Genomic DNA, 15,276 nt, shown 5'->3' with positions numbered 1-15,276 from the left:
GCAACGGCGTCGGGCCGGTCAGGCGTCGATGCGGTCGCGCGTCAGCGCCGCCGCGCTGTCGACGATGAACTCCTTGCGGGGCGCGACCTCGTTGCCCATCAGCAGCTCGAACACGCGGCCGGCGTTCTCGGCGTCGGCGACCCCCACACGCCGGAGCGTGCGGTGACGACGGTCCATCGTGGTCGTCGCGAGCTGGTCGGCATCCATCTCGCCGAGGCCCTTGTAGCGCTGGATGGGGTCTTGGTACCGCTTGCCCTGCTTGCGGAGGGTGGCGAGCACGCCCTGCAGCTCGGCCTCGGAGTACGTGTACAGGACGTCGTTCGGCTTGGAGCCGGGGTTCAGGACGACGACGCGGTGCAGTGGCGGCACGGCGGCGAAGACCCGGCCGTCCTCGATCATCGGGCGCATGTAGCGGAAGAACAGCGTCAGCAGCAGCGTGCGGATGTGGGCGCCGTCGACGTCGGCGTCGCTCATGATGATGACCTTGCCGTACCGCGCGGTCGCCAGGTCGAAGCTCCGACCCGACCCGGCGCCGATCACCTGGATGATCGAGGCGCACTCGGCATTGCTCAGCATGTCGGCGATGCTCGCCTTCTGCACGTTGAGGATCTTGCCGCGGATGGGCAGCAGCGCCTGGTGCTCGCTGTCGCGAGCCAGCTTGGCCGTGCCGAGCGCAGAGTCGCCCTCGACGATGAACAGCTCGCTCTGCGCGACGTCGCTCGAGCGGCAGTCCACGAGCTTCGCGGGCAGCGACGACGTCTCGAGGGCGTTCTTGCGCCGCTGGGTCTCCTTGTGGGTGCGCGCGGAGATGCGCGCCTTCATCTCGGCGACGATCTTGTCGAGCAGCAATGACGTCTGGGCCTTGTCGTCGCGCCGGGTCGACGCGAACCGCTCGCCGAGCGCCTTCTGCACGACCGAGGCGACGATCGAACGCACCGCGGGAGTGCCGAGGACCTCCTTCGTCTGGCCCTCGAACTGCGGTTCGGGCAGCCGCACGGTCAGCACGACGGTGAGGCCGGCCAGCACGTCGTCCTTGTCGAGCTTGTCGTTGCCGACCTTCAGGCGACGGGCGTTCTGCTCGACCTGCTGGCGCAGGAACCGGAGGAGGCCCTGCTCGAAGCCGGCCTGGTGCGTGCCGCCCTTGGGCGTGGCGATGATGTTCACGAAGCTGCGCATCACCGTCTCGTAGCCGGTGCCCCAGCGCAGCGCGATGTCGACGTGGCAGTGGCGCTCGACGTCGGTCGGGATCATCGCCCCGTGGTCGTTGAGCACCGGGACCGTCTCGGTGAACCGGCCGTCGCCGGTGACGCGCCAGACGTCGGTCACCGGGCCGTCGACCGCGAGATGCTCGACGAACTCGGAGATGCCGCCGTCGAACTGGAAGCGGTGCCTCTCGGGCTCCTCCCCCCGCTCGTCGATCACCGAGATCGCGAGGCCCGGGACGAGGAACGCGGTCTGCCGCGCGCGGTTCAGCAGCTCGTCGACCTGGAACGCGGCGCCCTTCGTGAAGATCTGGGGGTCGGCCCAGTAGCGCACCCGCGTACCGGTCACGCCCTTCGCGACACGCCCGACCTTGCGCAGTTGGCTGGATTGCTCGAAGGGCGTGAACGTCGCAGCGGGCGAGGGCGCCCCGCGGTCGGCGAAGATGCCCGGCTCGCCACGGTGGAACGACATGGCCCACGTCGCGCCGCCGCGGTCGACCTCGACGTCGAGCCGCTCGGACAGCGCGTTCACGACCGAGGCGCCCACGCCGTGCAGGCCGCCCGACGCCGAGTAGGAACCCGAGCCGAACTTGCCGCCCGCGTGGAGCTTGGTGAAGACGACCTCGACGCCCGTGAGGCCGGTCTTCGGCTCGACGTCGACCGGGATTCCGCGCGCGCGGTCGCGGACCTCGACGCTGCCATCGGCGTGCAGCACGACGTCGATCTCGCTACCGTGCCCACCGAGCGCCTCGTCGACCGAGTTGTCGATGATCTCCCACAGGCAGTGCATGAGGCCGCGGGAGTCGGACGAGCCGATGTACATGCCCGGCCGCTTGCGGACGGCCTCGAGGCCCTCGAGCACGGAGAGATGGCGGGCGGAATAGTCGGAACTCACGTCGCCCAAGCCTAGTGATGCCCACCGGCATCGCCGGCCAGGCGCTTCGCGCTGAGCGAAATGCGCAGCCATCCGGAAGGAACCGCCCCGCGCACGTGTTTTCATTGGTAGACGAAGGAATCGGATCGTGAGCTACGGAGGAGGCGCCATGAACCAGACCACCGACACCGCCGGTGCGGTCGACGAACTCGACACCCCGAACGAGCTCACGGCCCTCGACCGGTGCGACGCCTGCGGAGCGCAGGCCTACATCCGCGTGGTCGTCGCGAGCGGCGAGCTCCTCTTCTGCGCCCACCACGGCCGCAAGCACCAGGAGAAGCTCTCGCAGATCGCCCACAGTTGGCACGACGAGTCGAGCCGGCTCCTCACCGACACGCGCGACTGACGCGGTCCCCGAACCATCCGACGGCCCCGGAGCGATCCGGGGCCGTCGTCGTGTGCGCGGGCATGGGCGTCAGGCGCCGACGGATGCCGCGACGCCCGCGGCACGCAGCTGGGCTGCCCGCGCGGCCTCGGCGTAGCCGTCGACGACGGTCGCCTGCTCGCCCGCTTCGTAGGTCATCCCGGCACGCGAGCACATGCGCTGGAGCAGCGAATCGGCCAGCCGGGGGTTCTTCGCGAGGACCGGGCCGTGCAGGTGCGTGCCGATGACGTCGCCCATGCGCACCCCCTCCTGGCCCGACCCGCGACCGTTGCCCGAGCCCGCCTGCACGCGCCCGAGCGGCGACCCCTCCGCCCCGACGTAGTCGCGCGCGTGGTTCTCGAAGCCGACCAGGAGACCGAGTCCGCCGGTGGCCTTCACGACGAGGTCGCCGGCGACCCGCGTCTCGCGGGGAACCGCGCGCCCGGCGAGGATGCCGAGGCCTTCCACGGTGCTGCCGTCGGTGCGCTCGATGCCCCAGCTCAGCAGCTCCCATCCGGTGCCGACGGCCAGGATCGGGATGCCTTCGGTCCCCCAACGGCGCAGCTCGTCGTGGAGCCCGAGCAGGCGAGCCCGGCTCGCCTCGAGCGACGCGTCGCTGCCCGAGCCGAGGACGACGGCGTCGACCTCGGCGGGCAGGTCGGCGGCGTCTTCGACGGGCACCACGCGCGCCGCGATCCCGCCCCAGCGTGCTCGCGCGGCGAGGACGGCCGCGTTCTCCGCGTCGCCGTTCGTGTTCTGCAGCGAGGGCAGCAGCGAGACGATCGTGAGGCTCATTCCGCTCCTGGGAGTCCGAGGTGCGCGCGGGTCCGACGCATCGAGTCGGCCGAGAAGACGATCGTCTTCCGGCCCTGGGCCGGTGCGGGTGCCGCGAGGAAGTCGTCCAGCGCGCGCGCGAGGTCGGCTTCGACGCGGTCGATCGCGACGCCGTCGTACGCGAGCATGAGCGCCGCCTCGTTCGCCTTGGAGCCGCTGACGATCGAGACCCGGCCGAGCGACGAGGCATCCGTGGGCCAGAGGTACGACGGGTCGCGCACGTCGGACCCGATCGCGAAGAGGATCTGCTCGGTGCCGGGGGGAATGCTGTCGACGTTGAGCTGGTAGCTCGCGGGATTCTGCACGAGCACGAAGTCGACCTCCTGGCCTCGCACGGTGACGCGCTCGCCGCGCCCGAAGACGGCGGGGATGGCGCTGAGCGCAGCGGCCGCGGTCTCCGACGAGAACCGCTCCCCCAGCACCGATCTCGCGGTCGCGTACGCGGCGGCCGCGTCGACGGCGTAGTGCGTGCCTCGCGCGGGCAGGCCGACGGGTACGGATGCCCCGTGGTCGGCGAGCACCGCCGACGCGCCGTCGACCGAGTCCACGACCACGCCCTCGGCCGGGTCGAGCCGTCGCGCGCTCGTCTCGGTGTGCCCGAGGCCGCGCGGCGCGGCGGCGAGGACCGCCTCGGAGACTCCGAAGCGGTGCACGCGCACCTCGGGACGCAGCCCGCCCGCGAGTCGCTCGAGATAGGCGTCGTCGGCGTTCACCACGACCGCCTCGTGCGCCCGCCCGGCGATGCGGGCGAGCATGCCCGCCACCATCTCGGAGTCGTGGAAGCGGTCGATCTGGTCGACCATCACGTTCGTCAGGGTCACGACGCGGGCATCGACGCCGTCCATGACGAGCGCGCCGTGGCCCTCGTCCATCTCGAGCACCGCCATGTCGCCCGGGACGCGCCCCCGCCAGTCGGCCCGCTCGAGCAGCGCCGAGGTGAGTCCCTGGCTGATGTTGGCCGTCGAGGGGTTCGTGAACACCTCGACGGCGTGCGCGCGCAGGATGGCGACGAGCATCTTGGTGGTCGTCGACTTGCCGCTCGAGCCCGACACCACGAGCAGGCCCTGCGGGAACCCCGACAGGGTGGTCCGCAGGTATCCCGGCGCGATCCGGTTGACGATCAGCCCGGGGACCGCGGAGCCGCCGCCCGGCTTGCGCAGCCGGGCGGCGATGCGGACGAGCCTGCCGACGAGGATCGCCGGCGCGTAGCGCACCTCGGCCTACTCGAGGTAGTCGCGCAGCGACTGCGAGCGGGACGGATGGCGCAGCTTCGCCATCGTCTTCGACTCGATCTGGCGGATGCGCTCGCGCGTCACGCCGAACGTGTCGCCGATCTGGTCGAGCGTCTTCGGCATGCCGTCGCCCAGGCCGAAGCGCATGCGGATGACACCCGCCTCGCGCTCGCTCAGCGAGTCGAGCAGCGACTCGAGCTGCTTCTGCAGCATGGTGAAGCCCACCGCGTCGGCCGGCACGACCGCCTCGGTGTCCTCGATGAGGTCGCCGAACTCGCTGTCGCCGTCCTCGCCGAGCGGCGTGTGCAGCGAGATCGGCTCGCGGCCGTACTTCTGGACCTCGATGACCTTCTCGGGGGTCATGTCGAGTTCCTTCGACAGCTCCTCGGGCGTGGGCTCCCGGCCCAGGTCCTGGAGCATCTGCCGCTGGACGCGGGCGAGCTTGTTGATGACCTCGACCATGTGCACCGGGATGCGGATGGTGCGGGCCTGGTCGGCCATCGCGCGCGTGATGGCCTGGCGGATCCACCACGTGGCGTAGGTCGAGAACTTGAAGCCCTTGGTGTAGTCGAACTTCTCGACCGCGCGGATCAGGCCGAGGTTGCCCTCCTGGATGAGGTCGAGGAACTGCATGCCGCGACCCGTGTAGCGCTTCGCGAGCGAGACCACGAGGCGCAGGTTCGCCCCGAGCAGGTGGCTCTTGGCGCGCTGGCCGTCGCGCGCGACCCACTGCAGCTCGCGGCCGAGCTGGGACTTCCGCTCGGCGTCGGACATGTGCGAGAGCTTCTCCTCGGCGAAGAGGCCCGCCTCGATGCGCATCGCGAGCTCGACCTCTTCGGCCGCGTTCAGGAGCGCGACCTTGCCGATCTGCTTGAGGTAGTCCTTGACCGGGTCGGCGGTCGCGCCGGTGATCGTCGTCGAGTAGACGGGGATCTCGTCCTCGTCGTCGGACGCACGGAGCACGAGGGCGCCGGTCGGGTGCGGCTCGACCGGAATCGGCTTGGCCTCCTCCTCGTCCTCCTCGGGCGCGGCGGCCTCGGCCTCGGGTGCGGCGGCCTCGGGCGCGTCGTCGACGGCCTCGGCATCGCCGACCTCGGCATCGCCGACCTCGGCATCGTCGACCTCGAGGTCGGCGGGCTCGAGCTCCTCCTCGTCGTCGAGCGCCGGCTCATCGCGCGCGGCGCCCTTCGCCTTCGCGCCCTTGGCGGTCGCGGTTCGGGGCGTCTTGGACGCGGTGGCGGCCTTGCCCTTGGTCGGCTTCGACGCGGTCTTCGCTGCGCCCGACTTGGCGGACGCGGACTTGGACGACGAGGTCGTCGTCTTGGATGCGGCGGCGCGCGTCGTCGCCGAGCCGACGGCCTCTGCCGCCTCGTCGGTCGGCGCCGCGGTGGCCTTGGTGGCCTTGGTTGCCATGCGTTAGAACCTCTTCCTCACCGTCGCGCGGTCGGTGCCCGAGATCGGGCCCTGGAGATGTGCGTCGCGATCCGGTGATTTCGGACACGATGAGGACCCATGTCAAGTCCGCATGGAGTGCGGCGAGCACCGCACAGCGGACCAGAACGGGTCCTTCCCACTATTATACAGGGCTGCGCGCGTCGACCGTTCCGCGACACCGCCGGATCCGGGGCGCGTCGCACCCGTCCTCATGGCCAACGTCCGCGGCGGGGAAGACATTCCCCGCGAGCCGGTGCACTTCGGCCGATCAACCCCGGTCGTCGTCCCGATTCCGACGGTAGGCGAGGAACTTCTCGAGCTCCGCGGCGATGTCGTCGGCCGACGGCACCTCGCCGTCCTCGTCGGTCAGCGGCGACCGGACGTTCGTGCCCTCCATGTACGCGTCGTGCCGTTCCTCGAGCGCATGCACCAGCTTGGCGAGCTCACCGTTCTCGGACACCTGCTCGTCGATGCGGGCCGTGAACTCGCGCCCCTGCTCGCGCAGCGCGTCGGTCGGGAAGATCCGCCCGGTCGACGCGCTCATCGCCTCGAGCGCCGCGACCGCCGCCGACGGCCACTCGGCGTCGGAGAGGTAGTGCGGCACGAGGAGCACGAATCCCGTCGTGGGGTGGCCCTGTTCCTGGAGGCGGTACTCCACGAGGTGCAGGGCGTTCGCCGGCACCTGCGTCGTCGGCTTCCAGACCGACATGGCGTCGATGAGGTCGGCGCGGTTGCCGCTCACCGTGACGCCGATCGGACGCGTGTGCGGGACGGGCATCGGGATCGAGTTGATCCAGGTCGTGGAGCCGACCTCGAAGCGCTCGATGAGGCCGAGGACCGCCGCGCCGAACCGCTCCCACTGGAAGTCGGGCTCGAACCCGGTGAGCAGGAGGAACGGCTGGCCCAGCTCGTCGCGGGCCAGGTCGAGCGAGAGGCGCGGCGGCCGGAAGTCGGTGAGGTGGTCGCCGTCGAACAGGATGATCGGGCGACGGGCCCGGTAGTCGAGGAGCTCGTCGGCATCGAACGTCGCCACGACGGTGGTGTCGAGGGTGTCGAGCAGGTACTCCGTCGTCTGCGCCACCGCGCCGCCGGCGTCGGCGAACCCGGTGAGCCCCGCGACGAGCGGAAGCCCCGCCGGCACCACGACGTCGGCATTCAGCTCGTACAGGGAGCGGGGATCTCGCATACCTCAAGGGTACTGACGCGCCGTGAGCGGACCGCCGGCATCGGCGCCGTGCCGTGATGCCGAGAGCGAACACCTAGCATCGAACGCATGTCCGTTCCCACGATCGCCCTCACCGACGCCCCTGCCGTCGATTCCGATTCCGACGCCGTCGTCATCGCCGCACGCCGCACCGGCGATGGGCCCGATCTCCTCGCGCCGGTCGGATTCGAGTGGGTGTCGGCCGCGTTGGCCACGCTCGGCGCCAAGGGCGCGGCCGATGAGGCGACGAGGCTCGTGGAGCCCGGCGGGGCCGGACGCATCGTCGTCGTCGCGGGCGTCGGCGAGTCGGCGGATGCCGCGACCCTGCGTCAGGCCGTCGGTGCCGCGGTGCGCGGACTGTCGTCGGCGACGTCGATCGCCGTCGCCGTACCGGCGACCGAGCCCGCAGTCGCGACCGCGGTCCTCGAGGGCGCGGCGCTGGGCGCCTACGCGTTCACCGAGTACCGCGAGGGGCCGACCGGCCCCGAGCGGATCACGCTGCACACCACTCACGATGCCGACGCCGTCGGGCTCGATCGCATTCGATCGATCGTCGCGGCCGTGGCGCGCACGAAGGACCTCGTGAACACGGCACCCAACGACCTCCCGCCGTCCGTGCTCGCGGAGCTGGCGGCCGAGGCGGCCTCCGCTGCGGGCGTCTCGGTCCGGGTGCTCGACGAGCACGCGCTCGCCGCCGAGGGCTTCACGGGGATCCTGTCGGTGGGCAACGGATCGTCGCGGCCGCCGAGGCTCGTCCGCCTCGAGTTCGCCCCCGATGGCGCATCCACCCACCTCGCGCTCGTCGGCAAGGGCATCACGTTCGACTCGGGCGGGCTCTCCCTCAAGCCCGGCGCCTCGATGGTGGGCATGAAGTCCGACATGGCCGGCGCCGCCGCGGTGCTCTCGGCGATCGTCGCCCTCGCGGAGCTGCGCGTGCCGCTGCGGGTCACGGGCTGGCTCTGCCTCGCCGAGAACATGCCCTCGGGGCACGCGGTGCGTCCGAACGACGTGCTCCGCATGAAGGGCGGCACGACCGTCGAGGTCCTGAACACCGATGCGGAGGGCCGGCTCGTCATGGCCGACGCACTCGCCGCCGCGAGCGAGGAGCAGCCCGATGCGATCGTCGACGTGGCGACCCTCACCGGCGCGCAGGTCGTCGCGCTCGGCAACCGCATCTCCGGGCTCATGGGCGACGACGACCTCGTCGCCGAGGTGCGCCGAGCGGCGGATGCCGCGGGCGAGCCGGTCTGGCCAATGCCGCTGCCCGACGACCTGAAGTCGCTCCTCAAGTCGGACGTCGCCGACCTCGCCAACACGAAGCTCGGCACGGTCGTGCCGGGCATGCTCCTGGCGGGTGTCTTCCTCCAGCAGTTCGTCGGCCGCCGCGAGGGTGAGGACGCGCCGCGGATCCCCTGGGCGCACCTCGACATCGCGGGGCCCTCGTTCAACAGCGGAGCGCCGTGGGGATTCACCGGCGCGGGGGCCACCGGAGCGGCCGTCCGCACGCTCGTCGCACTGGGCGAGCAGCTCTCCGCCAGGTAGTACAGTCGACTGGGGCGATCGTCGCCCGAGGGCCTGCCCGGCCACGAGCCGACGCAGTTCGTGCCGCTGATCCGATGCGCAAGGGAGATCCGTTTGTCCGAGCAGAACTTTGACCTCGTCATCCTCGGAGGCGGCAGCGGAGGGTACGCGGCGGCGCTGCGCGCCGTCCAGCTCGGCCTCAGCGTGGCCCTCGTCGAGAAGGACAAGCTCGGCGGCACGTGCCTGCACCGCGGCTGCATCCCCACCAAGGCGCTGCTCCACGCCGCCGAGGTGGCCGACAACTCCCGCGAGTCGGCGAAGTTCGGCGTGCGCTCCACCTTCGAGGGCATCGACGTCCCGGCGGTGACCAAGTACCGCGAGAGCATCGTCGCGAGCAAGTTCAAGGGCCTGCAGGGCCTCGTCAAGGCCCGCGGCATCACGGTCGTCGAGGGCGAGGGCCGACTCGTCGGCGCCGACGCCGTGCAGGTCGGCGACCAGCGCCTGGTCGGCAAGAACGTCGTGCTCGCCACCGGCTCGTACTCGCGCTCGCTGCCCGGTCTCGAGATCGGCGGCCGCGTGATCACGAGCGAGCAGGCGCTCGAGCTCGACTTCGTCCCGCAGAAGGTCGCAATCCTCGGCGGCGGCGTCATCGGCGTCGAGTTCGCGAGCGTCTGGAAGTCGTTCGGCGCCGAGGTCACCATCATCGAGGCGCTCCCCCACCTCGTGCCGAACGAGGAGGAGGTCATCTCCAAGCACCTCGAGCGCGCGTTCCGCAAGCGCGGCATCGAGTACAAGCTGGGCGTCCGCTTCCAGGGCGTCACCCAGCACGACGACGGCGTGGTCATCACCCTCGAGAACGGCGACACGGTCGAGGCCGAGCTCCTGCTCGTCGCCGTGGGCCGCGGCCCGGTCACCCAGGGCCTCGGGTACGAGGAGGCCGGCGTCACCGTCGACCGCGGCTTCGTCATCACGAACGAGCGCCTGCAGACCAGCGTGCCGGGCGTGTACGCGGTCGGCGACATCGTCCCGGGACTCCAGCTCGCGCACCGCGGCTTCCAGCAGGGCATCTTCGTCGCCGAGGAGATCGCTGGGCTGAACCCGATCGTCGTCGAGGACGTCAACATCCCCAAGGTCACGTACTGCGAGCCCGAGGTCGCATCCATCGGCTACAGCGAGGCGAAGGCCGCCGAGAAGTTCGGCGCCGACAAGGTCTCGGCCTACGAGTACAACCTGGCCGGCAACGGCAAGAGCCACATCCTCGAGACCAGCGGCATCATCAAGGTCGTCCGAGTCGAGGACGGCCCCGTGGTGGGCGTGCACATGATCGGCGCTCGCGTCGGCGAGCTCATCGGCGAGGCCCAGCTCGCGGTGAACTGGGAGGCCTACCCCGAGGACATCGCTCCGCTCATCCACGCCCACCCGACCCAGAACGAGGCGCTCGGCGAGGCGTTCCTCAAGCTCGCGGGCAAGCCGCTCCACGCGCTCTGAGCACGGCCCGCCGCAACACGACTGCAATAAGCTAGAACGCGTAACGCTGTGAAGGAGACAAGCGCATGAGCGAATCCGTCAGCCTCCCGGCACTCGGCGAGAGTGTCACGGAGGGCACGGTCACCCGCTGGCTGAAGAACGTGGGAGACCGTGTGGAGGTCGACGAGCCGCTGCTCGAGGTCTCGACCGACAAGGTCGACACCGAGATCCCGTCGCCGGTGGCCGGGGTCATCGAGGCGATCCTCGTCCAGGAGGACGAGACCGTCGAGGTGGGCACCGCGCTCGTGACGATCGGCGACGGTTCCGGTGCCGGCGCGGCTCCCGCCGCCGAGGCGCCCGCCGCAGAGCCCGCTCCGGCCCCGGCCGCCGAGGCGGCTCCGCAGGCTCCGGCGGCAGCACCCGCGCCCGAGGCGGCGCCCGCACCTCAGGCCGCACCCGCACCGGCCCCTGCGGCGGAGACCGCCGCGGCGCCCGCCGGACAGGGCGGCTACGAGGCTCCCTCGCCCGCCGCAGAGGCCCCGGCCCCGGCCCCCGAGGCCGCGCCCGCACCGCAGGCGGCACCCGCACCCGCTCCCGCCCCGGCACCAGAGGCGGCACCGGCACCGGCACAGCCGGCCGCCCCTGCTCCTGCGCCGGCCGCACCTGCGCCGCAGGCGGCACCGGCACCTGCGCCCGCTCCCGCCCCTGCCCCCGAAGCGACGCCCGCACCGCAGGCCGCGCCCGCAGCTCCGGCGGCACAGGCAGCACCGGCGCCCCAGGCCGCTCCGGCTCCTGCCCCGCAGGCCGGAGGCGCGCACGCCGGAACGTCGGGCTACGTCACCCCGATCGTCCGGAAGCTGGCGAACGAGCAGGGCGTCGACCTCACCTCCGTGCAGGGCACCGGCGTGGGCGGCCGCATCCGCAAGCAGGATGTGCTCTCGGCGGGCACCGCGGCTCCGGCCGCTGCCGCGGCCGAGGCGAAGCCGGCGCGCCAGCCGCTCGAGACCTCGCCCCTGCGCGGCACGACCCAGCCGATGACGCGCCTTCGCAAGGTCGTCGCCGAGCGCGCGGTCGTCTCGATGCAGTCGACAGCGCAGCTCACGTCGGTGGTCGAGGTCGACGTGACGCGCGTGGCGCGTCTGCGCGATCGCGTGAAGGGCGCCTTCCAGGAGAAGACCGGAACGAAGCTCTCATTCCTGCCGTTCTTCGCCCTCGCGGCGGTCGAGGCGCTCCGCGCCTACCCGATCATCAACTCGACCGTGGACGGCGAGTCGATCGTCTACCCCGAGCGCGAGAACCTGAGCATCGCCGTCGACACCGAGCGCGGCCTGCTCACCCCGGTCGTCCGCGATGCCGGCGAACTCGACATCGCCGGCCTCGCCCAGCAGATCGCCGACCTCGCCGAGCGCACCCGCAACAACCAGCTCAAGCCCGACGAGCTCGCCGGTGGCACGTTCACCCTGACGAACACCGGCTCGCGTGGCGCGCTGTTCGACACTCCGGTGGTGTTCCTCCCGCAGACCGCGATCCTGGGCACCGGCGTCGTCGTCAAGCGGCCCGTGGTGATCTCCGAGGACGGCTCCGACGCGATCGCGATCCGCTCGATGGTCTACCTCGCGCTCTCGTACGACCACCGCATCATCGATGGCGCCGACGCCGCACGATTCCTCACCGCGGTCAAGGCCCGTCTCGAGGAGGGCGACTTCGAGGGCGAGCTCGGCCTCTAGTCGAACCACTCGCGCAACCGCCAACCGGCCTCGCTCCGCATCATCAGGAGCGAGGCCGGTTCGCGTTCACCCGTCACGGTGGGCACCGACACGACGACGGCGTCGCCCAGGTCGGCGACGAGCGTGATCGCGTCGAGGTCGACCTCCGGTGGTGCGACTCCCGGGCCCTCGGCGATGGCGGCGCGGTCGCGCGCCTCGATGGCCGACCCGGGCTGCTCGACCGCCCGGAGGCAGTCGAGGTCGGCCGAGGCCAGGCAGGTCGCCCGGACCTCGAGCAGGGAGGCGGCCGCGGCGACCGGATCGTCGGTCGGCACGGCGAAGGGTTGCTGGGGGGCCGGGCTCGAGGTCGTGTCGGCGCCGATCGGATCGGCGGCCGGACGCGCCTCCTCGGTCGCGGCGACCTCCGTCGGCGCCTCCGTCGCGGGCGTGTCGCGCCCGGGCTGGGCGCGCACATCGGCCGCGGACGGCGGGACCGCCGTCAGCACGGCGACGAGGGCTGCGGCGCCGACGAGACCTCCCATGGCGAGCGCCCCGCGGTGCCGCTGCGTCCACCCTGCCGCGCGACGCACGAGTGCGCCGCGCGGAGACCGGTCGAGCGAGGCGGCGAGATCGTCGGCCATCCCGCCCGGCAGCTGTGCGAGCTCGGCCAAGCGGGTCCATCCGCCGCCCCGAGGGTCGCGAGCAGGCGACTCTCCGCCGATCGCCGACGACGGCTCGGCGGGGGCGGGGACGTGCGCGATCGCGGCGACCCGGGAGGGGACGGCACGCGGGCGGACCTCCGGCGGGACCCCGGGGAGCGGGATCGGGGTCGCCGCGGCGAACAGCGCCCGTTCGAGTTCGGCGTCGGCACCGACGAACGGGCGCGCGTCGAGCGCGCCGCGAGCGACACGGACGATCTCGGCGAACGCGCCGGGGTCGCGCGTCGCCGCGACGACCTCATCGATCAGTCGGACGAGTGCGGCGTGCCCGCCGCGGAGCACTCCGACGCGCTCGGCAGTCGTGGCGAGACCGTCGAGGCGGGCGAGTGCGCCGAGGCCGATCAGTCGCGGCCGGCCGGTCTCGTCGACGAGCACGTCGGCGGCGGCGAGTCGCGTGTGCACGAGTCCGAGCGCGGCCAGCGACCGTACCGCCACGAGCATCGGGGCGAGCGCGGTGACGGCCTGGCCGGGAAGGAGGTCGCCGTTCGCGAGGAGCCGGCCGAGCGACGGGCCGCCCACGCGCTCGACGATGAGGCATGCGCGGCCGTCGGCGAGCGTGGCGACATCGAGCAACGCCGGCGTCGGGCCCGACCCGCCGTGCTGCATCGCCTCGATCTCGGTCGCGATGGCCCGGTCGTCGGTGTCCGGACCGTACACGCGCATGACGACGAGCCCCTCAGGGGGCGCTGCGGGTTCGCCGGGGGCGCCTCCGTCCTCGCCGCGGTCGACCGCGGCGAGGTAGACATCGGCTCGATCCCCCACGGCGAGCCGCCTGAGGAGCCGGTAGCCGGCCAGCGCGGACTCCCCTGGGGCGGCGGTCTCCGGATCCGCGGCGACGACCGCCTGGACGGTGCGGGCGGCGGTCGCGCCGGAACGGCTTCGGAATCGGGCCATGTGCTCACACTTCCCCCGGGCGGTCGCGACCGGGCGGGCATGCGACGCCGGTGTGGAGCGCCATCCGCCGCCGCAGCCTGGGGAGGAGTGGTGGCCACCTAGACTGGACCCCATGCTCGACTACGTCGTCACGGGGCTAAGCGCCAACTCCGTGCCGTACAGCGAGGGCCTCTCCCTCCAGCGCGCCGTCCATCAGGCGGTGGTCTCCGGTGAACGACCGGACACCGTCATCCTCCTCGAACACGAGCCGGTCTACACCGCCGGCAAGCGCACCGCCCCCGATGAACGACCGACCGACGGCACGCCCGTCGTCGATGTCGACCGGGGCGGCAAGATCACCTGGCACGGCCCGGGCCAGCTCGTGGGGTATCCGATCCTGCGCCTCGCGGAGCCGATCGACGTGGTCGGCTACGTCCGGCGCCTCGAGGGCGTCCTGATCGACGTGCTCGCCGGGTTCGGCATCCACGGCCGACGCGTCGACGGCCGCTCCGGCGTCTGGATCGTCCGCGACGGCGTCGAGGAGAAGATCGCCGCCATCGGCATCCGCGTCGCCGAGGGGGTGACCATGCACGGCTTCGCCCTCAACTGCTCCAACTCGCTCGACCCGTACGCGAAGATCGTGGCATGCGGCATCCGCGACGCCGGCATCACCACCATGTCCCGTGTGCTGGGCCGAACGGTGGAGCCCGCCGACGTGGTGGAGCCGGTCCAGGCGCGGCTCGCCGCCGAGTTCGCGGCGGTCGCGGCATGAGCGCCGATCCGGCCGGGCGGCGGATGCTGCGCCTCGAGGTCCGCAACGCGCAGACCCCGATCGAACGCAAGCCCGAGTGGATCAAGACCCGTGCCCGGATGGGCCCGGAGTACCGCCAGTTGCAGCACCTCGTGAAGACCGAGGAGCTGCACACCGTCTGCCAGGAGGCGGGCTGTCCCAACATCTACGAGTGCTGGGAGGACCGCGAGGCGACCTTCCTCATCGGCGGCTCGCAGTGCACCCGGCGCTGCGACTTCTGCCAGATCGACACGGGCAAGCCGGCCGACTACGACGTCGACGAGCCGCGACGCGTCGCCGAGTCCGTCGTGCGCATGCAGTTGCGGTACTCCACCGTGACCGGCGTGGCGCGCGACGACCTGCCCGACGAGGGCGCGTGGCTGTACGCCGAGACGATCCGCCAGATCCACGCGCAGTCCCCCGGCACCGGCGTCGAGATCCTCGTGCCCGACTTCTCGGGCAACCCCGAGCTGCTCGGCGAGGTGTTCTCGGCGCGGCCCGAGGTGTTCGCGCACAACGTCGAGACGGTGCCGCGCATCTTCAAGCGCATCCGCCCCGCGTTCCGGTACGAGCGATCGCTCGACGTGATCACGCAGGGGCGGGAGGCGGGCCTCATCACGAAGTCGAACCTGATCCTCGGCATGGGCGAGGAACGCGACGAGATCTCACAGGCGCTCCGCGACCTGCACGATGCGGGCACCGACATCATCACGATCACGCAGTACCTCCGGCCGAGCCCGCGGCACCTGCCGGTGGCGCGATGGGTCCGGCCCGAGGAGTTCGTCGAGCTCAAGGCGGAGGCCGAGGAGATCGGGTTCCTGGGCGTGCTGGCCGGTCCGCTGGTCCGTTCGTCGTACCGGGCGGGTCGGCTCTGGGCCCAATCCATGCGGGCCAAGGGGCGCGACCTGCCGTCCGAGCTCGCGCATCTCGCCGACGAGTCGCTGGGATTCGCACAGGCCGTCGGCTGACCCGCGTCGACGAGCCGTCCGGGCGTCC

Annotated in this window: 12 protein-coding genes; 6 read left to right on the top strand and 6 right to left on the bottom strand. The window is 72.0% G+C overall.

Features of this window, described 5'->3' with window-relative positions:
- Positions 1-18: 18 nt before the first annotated feature.
- Positions 19-2,097 (bottom strand): DNA gyrase/topoisomerase IV subunit B, encoded by a 2,079-nt coding sequence (locus ACZ4TW_RS11025; RefSeq protein WP_465542761.1) that lies wholly within the window; start codon positions 2,095-2,097, stop codon positions 19-21.
- 148 nt (positions 2,098-2,245) lie between these two features.
- Here ACZ4TW_RS11025 and ACZ4TW_RS11020 point away from each other — a divergent pair, with 148 nt between their 5' ends.
- Positions 2,246-2,482, top strand: a complete 237-nt coding sequence (locus tag ACZ4TW_RS11020) for a DUF7455 domain-containing protein (RefSeq protein ID WP_465542760.1) — start codon at positions 2,246-2,248, stop codon at positions 2,480-2,482.
- A gap of 69 nt (positions 2,483-2,551) precedes the next feature.
- Here the strand turns inward: ACZ4TW_RS11020 and ACZ4TW_RS11015 are convergent, their stop codons facing one another.
- The 4 genes from ACZ4TW_RS11015 to ACZ4TW_RS11000 all read right to left on the bottom strand — a co-directional run bounded on the left by ACZ4TW_RS11015 (position 2,552) and on the right by ACZ4TW_RS11000 (position 7,186).
- Entirely contained in the window at positions 2,552-3,295 is a 744-nt protein-coding gene (locus tag ACZ4TW_RS11015) for a type 1 glutamine amidotransferase (protein WP_465542759.1), read from the bottom strand.
- Positions 3,292-4,548: a MurT ligase domain-containing protein gene (locus ACZ4TW_RS11010; RefSeq protein WP_465542758.1), complete on the bottom strand. Its 1,257-nt coding sequence runs from the start codon at positions 4,546-4,548 to the stop codon at positions 3,292-3,294. The genes ACZ4TW_RS11015 and ACZ4TW_RS11010 overlap by 4 nt, the downstream gene beginning before the upstream one ends.
- A gap of 6 nt (positions 4,549-4,554) precedes the next feature.
- Positions 4,555-5,979: an RNA polymerase sigma factor gene (locus ACZ4TW_RS11005; protein ID WP_465542757.1), complete on the bottom strand. Its 1,425-nt coding sequence runs from the start codon at positions 5,977-5,979 to the stop codon at positions 4,555-4,557.
- Between the two features lie 289 nt (positions 5,980-6,268).
- Positions 6,269-7,186 (bottom strand): proteasome assembly chaperone family protein, encoded by a 918-nt coding sequence (locus ACZ4TW_RS11000; RefSeq protein WP_465542756.1) that lies wholly within the window; start codon positions 7,184-7,186, stop codon positions 6,269-6,271.
- A gap of 87 nt (positions 7,187-7,273) precedes the next feature.
- Here ACZ4TW_RS11000 and ACZ4TW_RS10995 point away from each other — a divergent pair, with 87 nt between their 5' ends.
- The 3 genes from ACZ4TW_RS10995 (at position 7,274) to sucB (ending at position 11,919) form a co-directional block, all read left to right on the top strand.
- Complete coding sequence (locus tag ACZ4TW_RS10995; RefSeq protein WP_465542755.1) at positions 7,274-8,746, top strand: leucyl aminopeptidase; 1,473 nt, start codon at positions 7,274-7,276, stop codon at positions 8,744-8,746.
- Between the two features lie 93 nt (positions 8,747-8,839).
- Positions 8,840-10,213 carry a dihydrolipoyl dehydrogenase gene (lpdA, locus tag ACZ4TW_RS10990; protein WP_465542754.1) on the top strand — a complete coding sequence of 458 codons (1,374 nt, stop codon included), beginning with the start codon at positions 8,840-8,842 and terminating at the stop codon, positions 10,211-10,213.
- Between the two features lie 65 nt (positions 10,214-10,278).
- Complete coding sequence (sucB, locus tag ACZ4TW_RS10985; protein WP_465542753.1) at positions 10,279-11,919, top strand: 2-oxoglutarate dehydrogenase, E2 component, dihydrolipoamide succinyltransferase; 1,641 nt, start codon at positions 10,279-10,281, stop codon at positions 11,917-11,919.
- On the opposite strand, the gene ACZ4TW_RS10980 is transcribed toward sucB, so the two are convergent.
- Positions 11,916-13,511, bottom strand: a complete 1,596-nt coding sequence (locus tag ACZ4TW_RS10980; protein ID WP_465542752.1) for a serine/threonine-protein kinase — start codon at positions 13,509-13,511, stop codon at positions 11,916-11,918. The two genes, sucB and ACZ4TW_RS10980, sit on opposite strands and share 4 nt — an antisense overlap.
- A gap of 112 nt (positions 13,512-13,623) precedes the next feature.
- Between ACZ4TW_RS10980 and lipB the strand changes: the two genes are divergently transcribed.
- Both lipB and lipA read left to right on the top strand, forming a co-directional pair.
- Positions 13,624-14,262, top strand: coding sequence for a lipoyl(octanoyl) transferase LipB (lipB, locus tag ACZ4TW_RS10975; protein ID WP_465542751.1), 639 nt, complete (start codon positions 13,624-13,626; stop codon positions 14,260-14,262).
- Positions 14,259-15,248 carry a lipoyl synthase gene (gene lipA / locus ACZ4TW_RS10970; protein WP_465542750.1) on the top strand — a complete coding sequence of 330 codons (990 nt, stop codon included), beginning with the start codon at positions 14,259-14,261 and terminating at the stop codon, positions 15,246-15,248. The genes lipB and lipA overlap by 4 nt, the downstream gene beginning before the upstream one ends.
- Positions 15,249-15,276 lie beyond the last annotated feature (28 nt).

The organism is Agromyces sp. NPDC029043 (assembly GCF_055564615.1).
This window is presented reverse-complemented; position numbering and strand designations above follow the sequence as displayed.